The 13,730-nt window shown below is 63.0% G+C and carries 13 protein-coding genes; 10 read left to right on the top strand and 3 right to left on the bottom strand.

All coding sequences use genetic code 11. The annotated features are described in order from the left end of the window. Positions 1 to 48 precede the first annotated feature (48 nt). A complete protein-coding gene (locus AC1RTB_RS04300; protein WP_492880614.1) occupies positions 49 to 1,545 on the top strand; it encodes a leucyl aminopeptidase in 1,497 nt (498 codons plus the stop codon). A gap of 84 nt (positions 1,546 to 1,629) precedes the next feature. Then, positions 1,630 to 2,079, top strand: a complete 450-nt coding sequence (locus AC1RTB_RS04295; protein WP_492880613.1) for a DNA polymerase III subunit chi — start codon at positions 1,630 to 1,632, stop codon at positions 2,077 to 2,079. A 34-nt stretch (positions 2,080 to 2,113) separates the two neighbouring features. On the opposite strand, the gene AC1RTB_RS04290 is transcribed toward AC1RTB_RS04295, so the two are convergent. Beyond that, positions 2,114 to 2,605 (bottom strand): carboxymuconolactone decarboxylase family protein, encoded by a 492-nt coding sequence (locus AC1RTB_RS04290; RefSeq protein ID WP_492880612.1) that lies wholly within the window; start codon positions 2,603 to 2,605, stop codon positions 2,114 to 2,116. An 85-nt stretch (positions 2,606 to 2,690) separates the two neighbouring features. On the opposite strand from AC1RTB_RS04290, the gene AC1RTB_RS04285 reads away from it, so the two are divergent. Next, a complete protein-coding gene (locus AC1RTB_RS04285; RefSeq protein WP_492880611.1) occupies positions 2,691 to 3,365 on the top strand; it encodes a TetR/AcrR family transcriptional regulator in 675 nt (224 codons plus the stop codon). Positions 3,366 to 3,451: 86 nt separating this feature from the next. Here AC1RTB_RS04285 and AC1RTB_RS04280 read toward each other — a convergent pair whose 3' ends face one another. Continuing rightward, positions 3,452 to 6,181, bottom strand: coding sequence for an autotransporter domain-containing protein (locus tag AC1RTB_RS04280; RefSeq protein ID WP_492880610.1), 2,730 nt, complete (start codon positions 6,179 to 6,181; stop codon positions 3,452 to 3,454). A 176-nt stretch (positions 6,182 to 6,357) separates the two neighbouring features. Between AC1RTB_RS04280 and AC1RTB_RS04275 the strand changes: the two genes are divergently transcribed. The 5 genes from AC1RTB_RS04275 to AC1RTB_RS04255 all read left to right on the top strand — a co-directional run bounded on the left by AC1RTB_RS04275 (position 6,358) and on the right by AC1RTB_RS04255 (position 9,737). Further along, a complete protein-coding gene (locus tag AC1RTB_RS04275) occupies positions 6,358 to 6,975 on the top strand; it encodes a hypothetical protein (protein WP_492880609.1) in 618 nt (205 codons plus the stop codon). Beyond that, entirely contained in the window at positions 6,972 to 7,832 is an 861-nt protein-coding gene (locus tag AC1RTB_RS04270) for a 23S rRNA (adenine(2030)-N(6))-methyltransferase RlmJ (protein ID WP_492880608.1), read from the top strand. The genes AC1RTB_RS04275 and AC1RTB_RS04270 overlap by 4 nt, the downstream gene beginning before the upstream one ends. Positions 7,833 to 7,885: 53 nt before the next feature. Beyond that, entirely contained in the window at positions 7,886 to 8,347 is a 462-nt protein-coding gene (locus tag AC1RTB_RS04265; protein ID WP_492880607.1) for a hypothetical protein, read from the top strand. An 18-nt stretch (positions 8,348 to 8,365) separates the two neighbouring features. Then, a complete protein-coding gene (locus AC1RTB_RS04260; protein WP_492880606.1) occupies positions 8,366 to 9,070 on the top strand; it encodes a ribonuclease T2 family protein in 705 nt (234 codons plus the stop codon). A 67-nt stretch (positions 9,071 to 9,137) separates the two neighbouring features. Next, positions 9,138 to 9,737, top strand: coding sequence for a glutathione S-transferase family protein (locus AC1RTB_RS04255; protein WP_492880605.1), 600 nt, complete (start codon positions 9,138 to 9,140; stop codon positions 9,735 to 9,737). A 64-nt stretch (positions 9,738 to 9,801) separates the two neighbouring features. On the opposite strand, the gene AC1RTB_RS04250 is transcribed toward AC1RTB_RS04255, so the two are convergent. Then, positions 9,802 to 10,470 (bottom strand): outer membrane protein, encoded by a 669-nt coding sequence (locus tag AC1RTB_RS04250; protein WP_492880604.1) that lies wholly within the window; start codon positions 10,468 to 10,470, stop codon positions 9,802 to 9,804. Positions 10,471 to 10,893: 423 nt separating this feature from the next. On the opposite strand from AC1RTB_RS04250, the gene AC1RTB_RS04245 reads away from it, so the two are divergent. Together AC1RTB_RS04245 and uvrC are read left to right on the top strand one after the other, a co-directional pair. Next, the gene (locus AC1RTB_RS04245; protein ID WP_492880603.1) at positions 10,894 to 11,658 is read left to right on the top strand and encodes an SDR family oxidoreductase; all 765 of its coding nucleotides are present in this window, start codon (positions 10,894 to 10,896) and stop codon (positions 11,656 to 11,658) included. Further along, positions 11,655 to 13,715 carry an excinuclease ABC subunit UvrC gene (uvrC, locus tag AC1RTB_RS04240; protein ID WP_492880602.1) on the top strand — a complete coding sequence of 687 codons (2,061 nt, stop codon included), beginning with the start codon at positions 11,655 to 11,657 and terminating at the stop codon, positions 13,713 to 13,715. Before AC1RTB_RS04245 ends, uvrC begins: the two co-directional genes overlap by 4 nt. Positions 13,716 to 13,730: the final 15 nt, after the last annotated feature.

Below are 13,730 nucleotides of genomic sequence, written 5' to 3'. Positions count from 1 at the left end.
CGACGAAATGTCGCGCACCATCAGAACGGGATCCGAAAGCAGGATATCATGACTTCTAAGCCGTCGATCAGTTTCGCCAAGCCGGGTGTGCCGAAAAAAGGCACCGTTTTCATCTTCTCCGCCGAAGATGGAGGACTGAGCGATGCGGCGCGCGCATGTGATCCGGCCAAGACGCTCGACCGTGCTTTCCCTATCGCCGACTTCACCGGCAAGTTTGGCGGCGTGGTGGAAGTCCTGGCGCCCGAGGGCACGGCGGCTGACCGGCTTGTCGCCATCGGTGTCGGCAAGACCACGGCACTCGACGAATATTCCTGGCTCAAGCTCGGCGGCGCGCTCGCCGGCCAGTTGCGCAAGGCAACCGACGTGGCGGTGATTCTCGACATTCCAGGCGTCACTGTCGATGGCGCTGCCGCCGCTGGCGTCGCCGCAGGCATCCTGCTCAGGGCCTACAGCTTCGATAAATACAAGACCAAGAAGGACAATGGCGACGGCAAGGCCGACGACAAGAAGCCGGCGAAAATCGTGATCCATTGCGCCGATCCCGCAGCTGCTAAAAAGGCCTTCGCCGATGCTGAAGCGATCGTCGGCGGTGTGCTGCTCGCCCGCGACCTCGTCAACGAGCCTGCCAATGTGCTTGGCCCGGTGGAGTTCGCAGCGCAGGCCAAGGAGCTCGAAAAGCTTGGCGTCAAGGTCGAGATCCTGACCGAGAAGGAAATGAAGAAGCTCGGCATGGGCGCGCTGCTCGGCGTCGCCCAAGGCTCGGTGCGTCCGCCGCGCCTGGCGGTGATGCAGTGGAACGGCGGCAAGGCCAAGGAAAAGCCGATTGCCTTCGTTGGCAAGGGCGTGGTCTTCGATTCGGGTGGCGTGTCGATCAAGCCGGCTGCCGGCATGGAAGACATGAAGGGTGACATGGGCGGTGCCGCAGCCGTCACTGGCCTGATGCACGCGCTTGCGGCCCGCAAGGCCAAGGTCAATGTGGTCGGCATCATCGGCCTGGTCGAAAACATGGTCGACGGCAACGCCCAGCGCCCGGGCGACATCGTCACCTCGATGTCGGGCCAGACCATCGAAGTACTGAACACCGACGCCGAAGGCCGCCTCGTGCTCGCCGATGCGCTGTGGTACTGCAACCAGCGTTTCGAGCCGAAATTCATGGTCAACCTGGCGACGCTGACCGGCGCGATCATGGTGGCCCTTGGCCAGGGTCATGCCGGCCTGTTCTCCAACAATGACGAACTGGCGACCCGCCTGACGGATTCGGGCACCGTGACGCAGGAGAAGCTGTGGCGCATGCCGCTCGGCTCCGACTACGACAAGCTGATCGATTCCAAGAATGCCGACATGAAAAACATCGGCGGCCGTTATGGCGGTTCGATCACGGCGGCGCAGTTCCTGCAGCGTTTTGTCAAGGAAACGCCCTGGGCGCATCTCGACATCGCTGGCACCGCGATGGGCTCGCCGACCAATGAGATCAACCAGTCCTGGGGCTCGGGCTACGGCGTAAGGCTGCTCGACAGGCTGGTGCGGGACCACTACGAAGGCTGAGCATCCAACAATCGGCCGCGCTGGGCTTGCCTGGCGCGGCGGGACGCTTCACCACCGAGCGGATTTCGGGCATAGCATTGCCCCATGGCCGAAGTCCTTTTCTACCACCTGACCGAATCGACGCTCGAAGACGCGCTTCCGGGCTTGCTCGAACGCAGCCTGCAGCGTGGCTGGAAGGCTGTGGTGCAGACCGGCAGCGAAGAGCGACGCGATGCGCTCGACGCGCATCTGTGGACCTTTCGCGACGATTCGTTTTTGGCCCATGGCAGCGACCGCGAGGCGTATGCGTCGGATCAGCCGGTGGTGTTGACCGTGGGCGAAGGCAATCCGAATGCGGCCGAAATCCGTTTCCTTGTCGATGGTGCTTCGCCACCTGATATCGCGCCTTATCAACGCGCCGTCTTTCTGTTCGACGGCCACGACGCGGCACAGCTCGAAGGCGCGCGCGAACACTGGAAGACGATGAAGGCCGCCGGCCACACCGTCACCTACTGGCAGCAGACGCCTGACCGGCGCTGGGAGCGCAAGGCATAGAGGCGCAGCCTGGCGAGCCACGCCCCGCCCATTTCTACTTTGCGGCGCTCGTCTCGCCGCTGAGTTCCTTCTTGAATGTCTCGAAATCGACCTGCATGCCGTTGAAGATCGTGCTCCAGTGGCGCGTCAGCGCGGCCATGGCCACGGCTTCCTGGATTTCTTCTTGCGTCGCGCCGAGCTTCTTGGCGTCCTCCGTGTCGGCCCAGATGCAGTAGCTGCACGGAATCTGCGCTGCGACGGCGAGAGAAATCAGCGCCTTGGTTTTTGGTGGCAACGCGGTCTTGTCACTGAATTCGATGTTTTTCAGCTCCGACCAGGCACCGGGCAGGCCGGCTTTGGGGAACTGCTTGACGAAGCTCGGCACGCCACCCATCGACTTTTGTATGTCCTTGATGGCAGCGTCGTAATCGTCGGCGTGAGCGGATAGCGGCATCAAGGCGAGTGTGGCTGAACAGGCTGCGGCGCCAGCCAAGACCGTCAGCGTGCGGCGGAACGAGGCGAAGGCGTATGCATGGCAAACTGACATGACTTCCTCCTCTGGATCACTCTTCCCTTACGGTGTAAGGTATGGATATTGGTGAACCTTACAGTGTAAGTTGTCAAGCGAGGCCATGGACAAGCCGATCAACAAAAAGCGAGCACGGCTCTCACGCGACATGATCGAGATCGCGGCATTCGAGGTCATCGAGCGTGAAGGGATGTCGGGCTTTTCGATGCGCAAGCTGGCGCAGGCGCTCGATTGCCAGGCGATGAGCATCTACCACCACTACGCCTCGGCCGCACATCTGTTTGAAGCGCTAGTGGAACGGCTGGTCGGCAACCTGGAGATACCGCCCCGCGACCTGCCATGGCGGACACGCGCGCGGATGGTGGCGCACGACTATCGTGCCGTTGCGAGGGCCTATCCCGCCTTCGCGCCCTATCTCGTCACCTACCGCATGAATTCGCCGAAGTGCCTGAAATGGCTGGACGGGGTAATCGGTTTGTTCGAAGACGGCGGCTTCGGTCGCGAACGCTCGGCCCGCATGTTCCGCGCGGTCGGCTATTACCTGATGGGAGCAATTCTCGACGAGACGGCGGGCTATGCGAAAGGACCGTCGGCGGTAACGACTGTCGACGAAGAGCAGTTGCGCCGCGACTTTCCCAATGTCGCCGCGGCAGGGCCGTTTTTTGCCGTCGCCGAGTTCGACACGACGTTCGAGATGGGCCTTGAAATGATGCTCGATGAGATGGAGCGGGAAGTGGCTAGCAAGGCTGCACTTTCCGGCGCCAGCCAAAAGCCGTAGCGTCCGTGCTCGTGCCCGGCAATTTGACAATGCTGGCGTCGCCGGTGGAAGGCGCGCCAGCATATGTGCGGCGCGCTTGCCTGCGCTCAGAACCTGATCTTCAAATCCGCTTTGAAGCCATGATCATAGGCCTCGCTGGCGATCTGGCCGCTGTAGCTAATGCCGATCGTCGCCGCGCCGGTTAGCGCCGCTTCGAGCCCGGCCTCGAGCAGCAACGCATCGCGGGCGATGGGCAGACCTTCGACGGCGAAGGGCAAGCCGCCGGCAAAAGCGAGGGCGGCAGCTGGCGTGACGTCGCCAAAGGCATGGCGCCAGCCGAGCATGCCACGCGCCGCGGCCGACAGACTGCCGATGTTGAAATCGGTCGCGGCATGCAGGCCAAGCGTTGCGAAGGTGATGTTCGTGGTCGAGGCGAGCCCGCTCACCGCTGCCAGGCTGCCGGTCTCGGAAAACGCGTCGTTGCGCAGGCTGACATAAGACAGGCCGGCAAAGGGTTCGAGACGGTGGCGCCCGGCATCGATGCGATAGCCGACTTCACCAAAAACCTGCGCTGTGCCGGCGTTGTAGTCGGCGACGAGACGGCCCGGTATGGCGATGGTGCGGCTGGTTTCGATGTCGCTCCATGCATAGGCCGCGCCCGAGCGGAGGGCGAGGGCGCCCCATTCCGTACCGGCGTAGAGGCCGAAATGGATCGTCTTGGCCGAGCCGTCCGAAGCCGGCCGCTCGGTGTTGAAGGTGGTGTGGCTGTAGCCGCCGAGCAGGCCGAGCCGCCAGTTGTCGCCGGCCGCCGCATCGCCACCCAGCAACATGCCGCCGGTCGAGCGTTCGAGTGCGGTTGCGTTGCCGTCGCTGTCTGTCTTGCCCCAGGCCCCGAGCGCCTGCGACCAGATGGCGAATCGTTCGGTGTCTGCGGGGGCGAGTTCCGCTCCGCCGGGACCGTAGGCCATGACCGGCAGCGTCTGTGCGCCGGCCTCGCCGAAGGCCGAACGCAGTCGCGACGATGCTGCGTCGTTGACGAAACCGCCGCTTTCGATCAGGGCGCTGGTGGCCGACGCATGAATCTCGCCGTTGAGCTGGCTGAAAGCTCTGCCCGCCGCATCGGCAGTGACATCGATGACGGCTTCAAACAATGCGTTGCCCGCGCCGAGGCTTTCGATGCTGCGCGCCGCCGCCGCGCCATTGGCGGTCAGCGCCAGGTCAGCGAACGCCGTGGCGTTGCGGACGACATCGAGGTGAACGGCGGTCGGATCGTAGCCGAGCGACAGGTCAAGGAAAGCGAAGGAGTCAAAGACGCCGTCGAACCTTCCCGCGATGCTGCCGGCGGTGAGGATCGTGTAGCGGGCGTCGCCGCGATAGCCACCGGGAACAAACTGCGGATCGACCATGCCTGCGAGCGTGGCCGTGCCGGAGACCGCGAGCCGATTCACGCCGCCGGGCACACCGATGTCCACCCAAAGTGCCGATCCCGCAAAAGCCGTGTAGTTGCCGTCGATGCTCAAAGTGCCGCCACAGCCATTGCAACCGGCATAAACGACGCCGCGGTTTTCGACATCGGCATTGATCATGCCGGTGCCCGACAGCATGCCGGCTTCTTCGACGAAGGTGCGCGAAGCGATGCTGCCGTTGACGGCAAGGATGCCGCCGGCGATGCGGGTGTCGCCGCTATAGGTGCTGTCGCCTTCCAGCACCAGCATGCCGTCGCCGGATTTGACCAGCCCGCCAGCGCCGGTGATGTCGTTGCTCCAGAAACTGGTGCCTTCGGGCAATTCAGCGTGAAAATCGCCCCAGTCGAATTTGCCGGGGCCAGCTATGGCGGAACCAACGAAGAGAAAGCCATAGCCATAGACGTCGTCCACGCCGGGGTCGCCGACATCTATCGCCGTGCCAAGCAGAACCTGCTTGATCTGGCTGGGCGTCATGTAAGGAAACATCTGCTTTACCAGCGCCGCCGCGCCGGCGACCAATGGTCCGGCAAATGACGTGCCTGAGGCCTCCTGATAGCCGCCGCCCGATGAGGCCGTGTAGACCGAGCTTGCCGGAGCGGCGATGCACCAGTTCTTGGCGACGCCGCACTTGTTGCCATAGGGGTATTCGTAGCCGGTGACGGCCAGCCAGTTTTCTTCCAGTTCCGGAAACAGATAAGGCAGGCCGGCTTCAGGGTTTGGATTGTCTAGACTTTGGTTGTGGGTCGGTACGATGAGAAGGCTGCCCGCCGCGACCGCGCGCCGAAACGCCCCAAGCTGTGCTCCAACCCAATTGACATAGTCCTGGGCGGTAATATCGGTAACCGAAACTATGTACCCCAATTCGAAAAGAATGAAGGGTGTCTTCTTGCTCACGAGCCAGTCGATCGCGGCTGGAACCGCAGCCGAATCGATGTCGCCGTTGCGATCAACAAAGGTCGCCTCAAGCAGGGTTGCGCTGGGGGCGACCCCGTGCATGCCTTTGCCATCGCGAGTGCCGGCGAGGATCGCGGCCACCAGTGTTCCATGATCGAGCAAATCGGTTGTCCAATCGACGCCGTCCCAACCTAGTCCTTGGAAATCGCGCCCGGCGAATTCTGGGTGCGTCATGTCGATGCCCGTATCGACTACGCCTACGGTTACACCGCTGCCATCGAGCCCCCAAGCGTAGGCATAGTCGGCGCCAATCCCGTCCAGCCCGTACTGCGCCATGAATTCTGGCGTGCGCCAGGTCTCGGGGTCGGACGGATCACCCGCCGATTGCGCGGCGGCGGCGTTTGGCAGGGCACCGCAAAGCGCGGTCGAAACCAAAAGAGCCGCAATGCGGCTCGCGTTGCGCAGTCTGCCCGTCATTTCAGAAATTCCCCGCCTGCATTCTGCCCCATCCATGGCCGCAGGGATGTTGGCTGGCAATACGGCAGATGCCGTATTGCCAGAGTGGCAAAGGCGGTTTTTGCGCTTGCCGCGATGCCACGCCGGTGGACAGGGACGCAGCCAGCGTGGCAAAGATTCCGGCCACGGAGTTTTCAATGCGGTTCCTGTTTATTCTCGTCCTGCTTGCCGGCACCGGCCTCGGCATCATCTATCCTTGGGCGACCACAAATTTCACCGGACATGAGATCGGCACCTATCGCGCCTATGATCGCTCAGGCGGCTTTCGCCCTGTCGAGGTGGCACTGGCGACATCAGATGCACCCGTGCGGGTGCTTGTCGACCTGACGACGCTGGCGCCGCCGGTGGTCAAGCCCGCGCGCGCGGTGCTGACCATCACAGCTTCGACGCGTGGCGAAACGGTCTTGGCCCAAGCGCTGAATTTCTACGACACCACGCCGCGCGAGCGCAGCCCGCAGCTGCCCGATCCGATCTTCCGCGACGATGCCGGCCTGATCCGCGATGTGCAGCCGGGAACCTACCGCTTCGTCATCGAGCAGGGCGATGCCGACAATGTCCAGATCCAGCGCGTTGACCTCATCTTGCGTTCAGGCGGCGGCGAGGCCGACGCGCGTGCCCAGCCGCTGGGCTTTTCGCTGATGGCCATCGGCTTCATCGGCCTTGTGCTGTCGCTGCGCCGCGGCGGCGGTCGTCCGGAAAACCCGAACTCACAGCCGCCGGCGCCACGCTGGGGCAGGGGCGCTGACAAGTCATGAATTACCGCCACGTCTATCATGCCGGAAATTTCGCCGACGTGGTCAAGCACGCCGTGCTCGCGCGGCTCATTGAATATCTCAAGCGCAAGGACAAGGCGTTTCGGGTCATCGATACCCATGCGGGCATCGGCCTTTACGACCTGTCGTCGGAACAAGCGCGCAAGACAGGCGAATGGCATGACGGCATTGGCCGGCTGATCGACGCGGCTTTGCCTGCCGATGCGGCCGAATTGCTCGCGCCCTATCTCGATGCCGTGCGTGCGGTAAACCCCGCTGGCGGCGTTGAAAAATATCCCGGCTCGCCGGTGATCGCCAGGCATCTGCTGCGCAAGCAGGACCGGCTGTCGGCGATCGAGCTGCATCCCGAGGATGCCAAGACGCTGGCCGCGCAGTTCGAAGGCGATTTCCAGACCCGCGTCACTGAGCTTGACGGTTGGCTGGCGCTTGGGGCGCATCTGCCGCCCAAGGAAAAGCGCGGGCTGGTGCTTGTCGATCCGCCTTTCGAGATCGGCGGCGAGTTCGACCGCCTGGCCGACGGGCTCAAGAAAGCGCATCGGCGCTGGCCGGGCGGCATCTTCGCGCTGTGGTATCCGGTCAAGGACCGCAAGGCTGTGGCCGCGTTCCGCGAAGAGCTCGCTGAAGCCGGCATCCCCAAGATCATGGATATCGAGTTCTACATCCGCCCACCTTCCTCAGAGCCACGGCTCGACGGCACCGGCATGGTGGTGGTGAACCCGCCTTATCAGCTTGAAAGCGAGCTGCGCACGATGCTTCCGGTGCTGAGCAAGGTTCTTGCCGAAGGGGCGGGCGCACGCTGGTCGGTCGAGTGGCTCGCCGGTGAAGCAGCGGCTTCTTGACCGGAACGCGGCGAAGCCGCAAAATGGGTTGCACCAGCCTTGGAGTGGGAACCATGAGTCGCATCGCCAGCACGATCTTTGCCGCAATCATTGGACTTGGAGCGGCCGGGCTCGGCACCGCCTCGGTGCAGGCCGCGGATCTTGCGACCACCTATTCCGATTCTTCCGGACTGTGCAGCAACGCCTCGGTGCTGAACCGCATCACCAGCCGTTTCAGCCATCAGGTTCGCTACGTGCCGAACCTGCCTCAGGTCGGTATCACAGATTTCCAGCGCATCTATGAGACCCGCTATCAGCCGTCCGACGAAAACCACCCCATCGGCCGCACCTATTGCGGCGCCACGGTAACGCTGTCGGACGGCCGCGACCGCAGCATCTGGTATCTTGTCGAGGAAGGCATGGGTTTTGCCTCGATCGGCAACAATGTCGAGTTCTGTGTCGCGGGCTTCGATCGCTGGTACGTTTACAATGGCGGCTTTAATGGCGATCAAGCTGGTTGCCGCGTACTGCGCTGAGGCAGGCTGGACTTAGACATGAGATTGCGGGCGCGCGGGTGGACAATTGCGTTTGCCGCGCTGCTCGCACTCGCCGCCTGCAAACCGGCCGAGGAAAAATCCAGCGAAACCAAGCCGCCCGCGTCGGCTGAAGCGATCGTGCCCCGAGGGCAGGGTTTCGATTTCTACGTTCTGTCGCTGTCATGGTCGCCGAGCTATTGCGAGGCGGAGGGCGAGCAGGCCAACGGGCAGCAGTGCCGTGCCGGCAGGCCCTATGCCTTTGTCGTTCATGGCCTGTGGCCGCAATATGAGCGCGGCTATCCCCAGGACTGCCAGACCAGCAATAGCGATGTGACGAGCGACAAGCTGCGCGGCCTCTACGACCTGATGCCGTCGGCTGGCCTGATTCGCCATGAGTGGCGCAAGCACGGCACCTGCTCGGGCCTCAGCCAGGACGACTATTTCAAGGTGCTGCGCACAGCGCGGCAAAAGGTCGAGATTCCCGCTGAGTTCAAGCGGCTTGATGCCTATCGCACATTGGCGCCGGGCCAGGCCGAGCGCGCCTTTTTGCAATCCAACCCGGCGATGAAGGCGGATGGCATCGCGGTTGCCTGCGACAGGCGCTATCTGCAGGAGGTGCGCATCTGCATGACCAAGGATCTCGACTTCCGCGCCTGCCCGGAGATCGAGCGGCGCGCCTGCCGCCTCGACAAGGTGGTGATGCCGCCTGTGCGTGGCCGCTGATTTCAGGCTACGCCGTTGCCGATGAAAATCGCGCGGAATATGGTCCTCGCCAAAAGGGACCCTTGTAATGCCAAAACTTCTCTATTCCGCGACATCGCCTTACAGCGCCAAGGTGCGCCTGGCCGCCACCTATGCCGGTATCGCCTTTGAGGCTGTTGTCGTCGACACAGCGGCCCAGCCGGCGTTGCTGACCGATGCCAACCCGCTGGGCAAGATCCCGGTGTGGATCACCGACGAGGGCGAGGGCATCTATGACAGCCGGGTCATCACCCAATATCTGAACCGGCTTTCGGGCAACAAGCTGTTCCCGCGCAATGCTGAAAAGCGCCTCGATGCCGAGCGGCTGGAGGCGATCGCCGACGGCATCTGCGACTGCCTGCTGGCAATCGTCTACGAGCGCCGTTCGCGGCCCGAGGAACTGGTGCATCAGCCCTGGCTCGACAAGCAGTGGGCAAAGGCCGCGCGTGCGCTCGACATGCTCAACGCCAACCCGCCGAAGCTGCCGAAGTCGATCAGTGCCGGCCAGATCGCGCTGCGCACCGCCATCGCTTACATGGAGCTTCGCTTCGCCGGTACATGGGGCAAGGGCCGCCCGCGGCTGAAGCGCTGGGCCGCGCGTTTCGACGAAAAATTCCCCGAACTGAAGGCGATCGTCCCGAAAGCGTAACTGGTTCAATCAACAAAAAAGCCGGGCGCGAGCCCGGCTTTTTCATGAGTGCCGATCTTGAAGATCAGAACTTCATACCGACGCCGAACGTGACGCGGTGATCCTTGTACGACACGTCGTGGTTGGTGCCACCGAGGTTGTAGTTGTCGTTGCCGAGGTCGGTGTAGCGGTACTCGACGCGGCCGAAGACCGACTCGGTCAGCTTGATGTCGGTGCCGACGCCAGCGGTCCAGCCGAAAGCGGAGTTGGTTTCGCTGTTGCCAATGGCGTCCGTGACCTTGACCTGCGAGCCAGCACCACCGGCCGTACCGTAGACCAGGATGTCAGGCGTGACGACATAACCGAGACGGGCGCGCAGCGAGCCTTCGAGGCCACCCTTCACGCTCGTTCCAGCGTTGTCGCCCTTGACACCGTTGTAGCCGAGGTCAGCTTCGCCACCGATGACGAAGTTGTCCATCTGGTAGTTGTAGCCGCCGAATGCGCCGCCAACGAAGCCGCTCGTGCCGATCTCGTTGTTGAAGGTCTTGTCCTGCGCGTCGCCGCTGAAGCCATAACCGAGCGAGACACCGGCGTAGGGGCCCGACCAGGTGTTGACCGGGGGCTGCTCCATCGGGGCGGCAGGTGCCGGCGGCTCTTCCATGACGACGTCGGCAGCGAATGCCGGCATTGCAGCCAGGGCGATCAGGCCGAAAGCCGCCGCGAGGGGGCGGGCGTGCTTGAGAATGGCAGTCATAATTTCACTCCTTAAGCCAACTGAACACTGGCTCTTTTTTCGAAATGGCACCCTTGATGACCCGTCCGGGGGGAGAAACGGTAAGGGCGCCGAACAGTGCTGAATGTCGTGTCGAAATGCGGCTGAACCGAACCTGAAGTGAGGTGATTGCCGGGCGCAAATGAGGCTGAAGCGTGACGTTGCGCTAATGCAACAGCCTTGTCAGGAGCTTTGCCTGTCATTTGCCGCAAGCCGCTTGGTACAAGGGGTTGGGCGTTCTATATCTCGCCTGCCGGCATGGTTCGCGGGCAGCTTTTTGGGCGGTGCCGAAGGCTTTCGCCACATTGCCGCCGGATCGATGAACGGCTTTTTACATAGGTTACCAAAAAGGGTGGCCGCGCCTGCCTCTGCGGAAGCCGGCAAACAGCATGAGAGGACGACTGGATGGCGAAGATGGCGGGCAATGTGCTGGTGACGGGTGGGGCCAAGCGTATAGGCCGCGCGATCGTGGAAGACCTTGCCGCGCATGGCTTTGGCGTCGCCATCCATTGCAACCGCGCTCGGGCGGCAGCTGACGATCTCGCAGCGGCCATCAAGGCAAATGGTGGACAAGCTGTGGTCGTGCAGGCCGACCTTGCCGACATGGTTGCCGTCGACACGCTGCTTGCAGAGGCTGAGGCAGCGCTGGGACCAATAACGCTGCTGGTCAACAACGCGTCTGTTTTTGAAGGCGATTCGGTGACCGACTTCGGCTGGGAGGCCTGGGACCGGCATTTTGCCCTGCATGTGAAGGCGCCGGCACTGCTGGCGAAGAATTTCGCCGCCGCGTTGCCCGAAGGCTCGGAAGGGCTGATCGTCAACATGATCGACCAGCGCGTGCTCAAGCCGACACCGCTGTATTTTTCTTACTCGCTGTCGAAGGCGGCACTTTGGGCAGCGACCAAGACGATGGCGCAGGCACTGGCGCCGCGCATCCGCGTCAATGCCATCGGCCCCGGCCCAACGCTGCCGAGTTCGCGCCAGGACGACGCCGCCTTTGGCGCGCAGCTTGACGGCCTGCTGTTGAAGCGTGGCCCAGAGCTTGCTGAATTCGGCGCGACGATCCGCTATCTCTGGCAGGCGCGCTCGGTCACGGGCCAGATGATCGCACTCGATGGCGGCCAGCATCTTGCCTGGCAGACGCCGGATGTGACAGGCATGGTGGAATGAGTCCTCACCAATCCGACACCAAGCCAAGCCCCGGAAAAGGCGGCAAGGCTACCGAAGACATGCCCGACACCGAGCTCGATGACGATGAGGCGGTGGAGGAAGTCGTTGCGCCCAGCGGTCCGGATCTGCCTTTCACCGCCATAGACTGGAGCGCGCACGCTGGCGATGCGGACGGCATGGTCGGCGCCGAGGTGATCCAGACGCTGGTCAAGCGCCTGCCCAATGCGCCGGGCGTCTATCGCATGATGAATGCCGCCGGCGACGTGCTTTATGTCGGCAAGGCGCGCAGCCTCAAGAAGCGCGTCACCAACTACGCGCAAGGGCGCTTCCACACCAACCGAATCGGCAAGATGGTGCGCGAGACGGCGACGATGGAGTTCGTCGTCACCCGTACCGAAATCGAGGCGTTGCTGCTCGAAGCAAACCTGATCAAGCGTCTGCGCCCGCGCTTCAATGTCTTGATGCGCGACGATAAGTCGTTCCCCTACATCATGCTCACCAGCGGCCACGCCGCCCCGGGTATCTACAAGCATCGCGGCGCGCGCTCGCACAAGGGTGGCGATTATTTTGGACCGTTTGCATCGGCGCAGGCGGTGGGCCGCACCATCAATTCGCTGCAGCGCGCCTTCCTTTTGCGCAGCTGCACGGATTCGTTCTTCGAAAACCGCACCCGGCCGTGCCTGCTGTTTCAGATCAAGCGTTGTGCGGCACCTTGCACCGGCGAGATTTCGCCCGAGGGCTATGCCGAGCTGGTCAGCGAGGCGAAGGACTTCCTGTCGGGCCGCAGCCAGAAGGTGAAGACCGAAATATCTGGGCAGATGCAGCAGGCGGCCGAAGAACTCGATTTCGAGCGCGCCGCTGTCTATCGCGACCGGCTCGCGGCACTTTCTCATGTGCAGAGCCATCAGGGCATCAACCCTCAGACCATCGACGAGGCCGACGTCTTCGCCATCCATCAGGAGGGCGGGCAGACCGGCATCCAGGTGTTCTTTTTCCGCACCGGCCAGAACTGGGGCAACCGCGCCTACTTCCCCAAGGCCGATTCCTCGATCGAGGCGGCCGAAGTGCTCGGCTCGTTCCTGGCCCAGTTCTACGACGACAAGCCGTGTCCGCGCGCGATCCTGCTGTCGCATCCGGTTGAAGAACAGGAGCTCCTGGCCGAAGCGCTGTCCACCCGCGCCGGCCACAAGGTGGCGATCTCGGTGCCGCAGCGCGGCGAAAAGAAGGACATTGTCGACCACGCCGTGCAGAACGCCCGCGAGGCGCTGGGGCGCAGGCTTGCCGAGACGTCGACACAGGGACGGCTGCTGGAAGGGTTCGCCCAGACCTTCGGGCTGGAAAAGCCGCCGGTGCGCATCGAGGTCTACGACAATTCCCACATCATGGGCACCAATGCCGTCGGCGGCATGGTGGTCGCGGGTCCCGAGGGGTTCGTCAAGAACCAGTACCGCAAGTTCAACATCCGCTCGACCGACATCACGCCTGGCGACGATTTCGGCATGATGCGCGAGGTCATGGAGCGGCGCTTTTCCCGGCTGCTCAAGGATCATGGCGAGGAACAGCCTGATGCGGCCGAGATCGAGGATGCCGGTGCGTTTCCGGCCTGGCCTGATGTCATCCTGATCGACGGTGGCCAGGGCCAGATGACGGCGGTGCGCGCCATGCTTGCAGAGCTTGGCATCGAGGATCGTGTCGTGGCCATCGGTGTCGCCAAGGGCCAGGACCGCGAGGCGGGACGCGAGCGCTTCTTCGTCAAGGGCAAGGATTCGTTTTCGCTGCCGGTGCGCGATCCCGTGCTCTATTTCGTCCAGCGCATGCGCGACGAAGCACACCGCTTTGCCATCGGCTCGCATCGGGCGCGTCGCAAGAAGGAGATGGTCAAGAACCCGCTCGACGAGATTGGCGGCATAGGGCCGAGCCGCAAGCGCGCATTGCTGCTGGCTTTCGGCACCGCCAAGGCGGTGAGTAGGGCTGCGGTCGACGATCTGATGGCCGTCGAAGGCATCTCGGAATCCATCGCACGCCTTGTTTACAACCATTTTCACGATAATGGGTGATCAACGACAATTGTC

It is taken from the genome of Aminobacter sp. GW821-FHT11F06 (assembly GCF_058808215.1).
The sequence above is the reverse complement of the archived record's forward strand: the minus strand, read 5'-3'. Positions and strand labels throughout refer to the sequence as shown.

Coding starts and splice junctions, on each gene's coding strand:
- AC1RTB_RS04300 (WP_492880614.1), top strand. CDS start 49: ATGACTTCTAAGCCGTCGATCAGTTTCGCCAAGCCGGGTGTGCCGAAA.
- AC1RTB_RS04295 (WP_492880613.1), top strand. CDS start 1,630: ATGGCCGAAGTCCTTTTCTACCACCTGACCGAATCGACGCTCGAAGAC.
- AC1RTB_RS04290 (WP_492880612.1), bottom strand. CDS start 2,605: ATGTCAGTTTGCCATGCATACGCCTTCGCCTCGTTCCGCCGCACGCTG.
- AC1RTB_RS04285 (WP_492880611.1), top strand. CDS start 2,691: ATGGACAAGCCGATCAACAAAAAGCGAGCACGGCTCTCACGCGACATG.
- AC1RTB_RS04280 (WP_492880610.1), bottom strand. CDS start 6,181: ATGACGGGCAGACTGCGCAACGCGAGCCGCATTGCGGCTCTTTTGGTT.
- AC1RTB_RS04275 (WP_492880609.1), top strand. CDS start 6,358: ATGCGGTTCCTGTTTATTCTCGTCCTGCTTGCCGGCACCGGCCTCGGC.
- AC1RTB_RS04270 (WP_492880608.1), top strand. CDS start 6,972: ATGAATTACCGCCACGTCTATCATGCCGGAAATTTCGCCGACGTGGTC.
- AC1RTB_RS04265 (WP_492880607.1), top strand. CDS start 7,886: ATGAGTCGCATCGCCAGCACGATCTTTGCCGCAATCATTGGACTTGGA.
- AC1RTB_RS04260 (WP_492880606.1), top strand. CDS start 8,366: ATGAGATTGCGGGCGCGCGGGTGGACAATTGCGTTTGCCGCGCTGCTC.
- AC1RTB_RS04255 (WP_492880605.1), top strand. CDS start 9,138: ATGCCAAAACTTCTCTATTCCGCGACATCGCCTTACAGCGCCAAGGTG.
- AC1RTB_RS04250 (WP_492880604.1), bottom strand. CDS start 10,470: ATGACTGCCATTCTCAAGCACGCCCGCCCCCTCGCGGCGGCTTTCGGC.
- AC1RTB_RS04245 (WP_492880603.1), top strand. CDS start 10,894: ATGGCGAAGATGGCGGGCAATGTGCTGGTGACGGGTGGGGCCAAGCGT.
- uvrC (WP_492880602.1), top strand. CDS start 11,655: ATGAGTCCTCACCAATCCGACACCAAGCCAAGCCCCGGAAAAGGCGGC.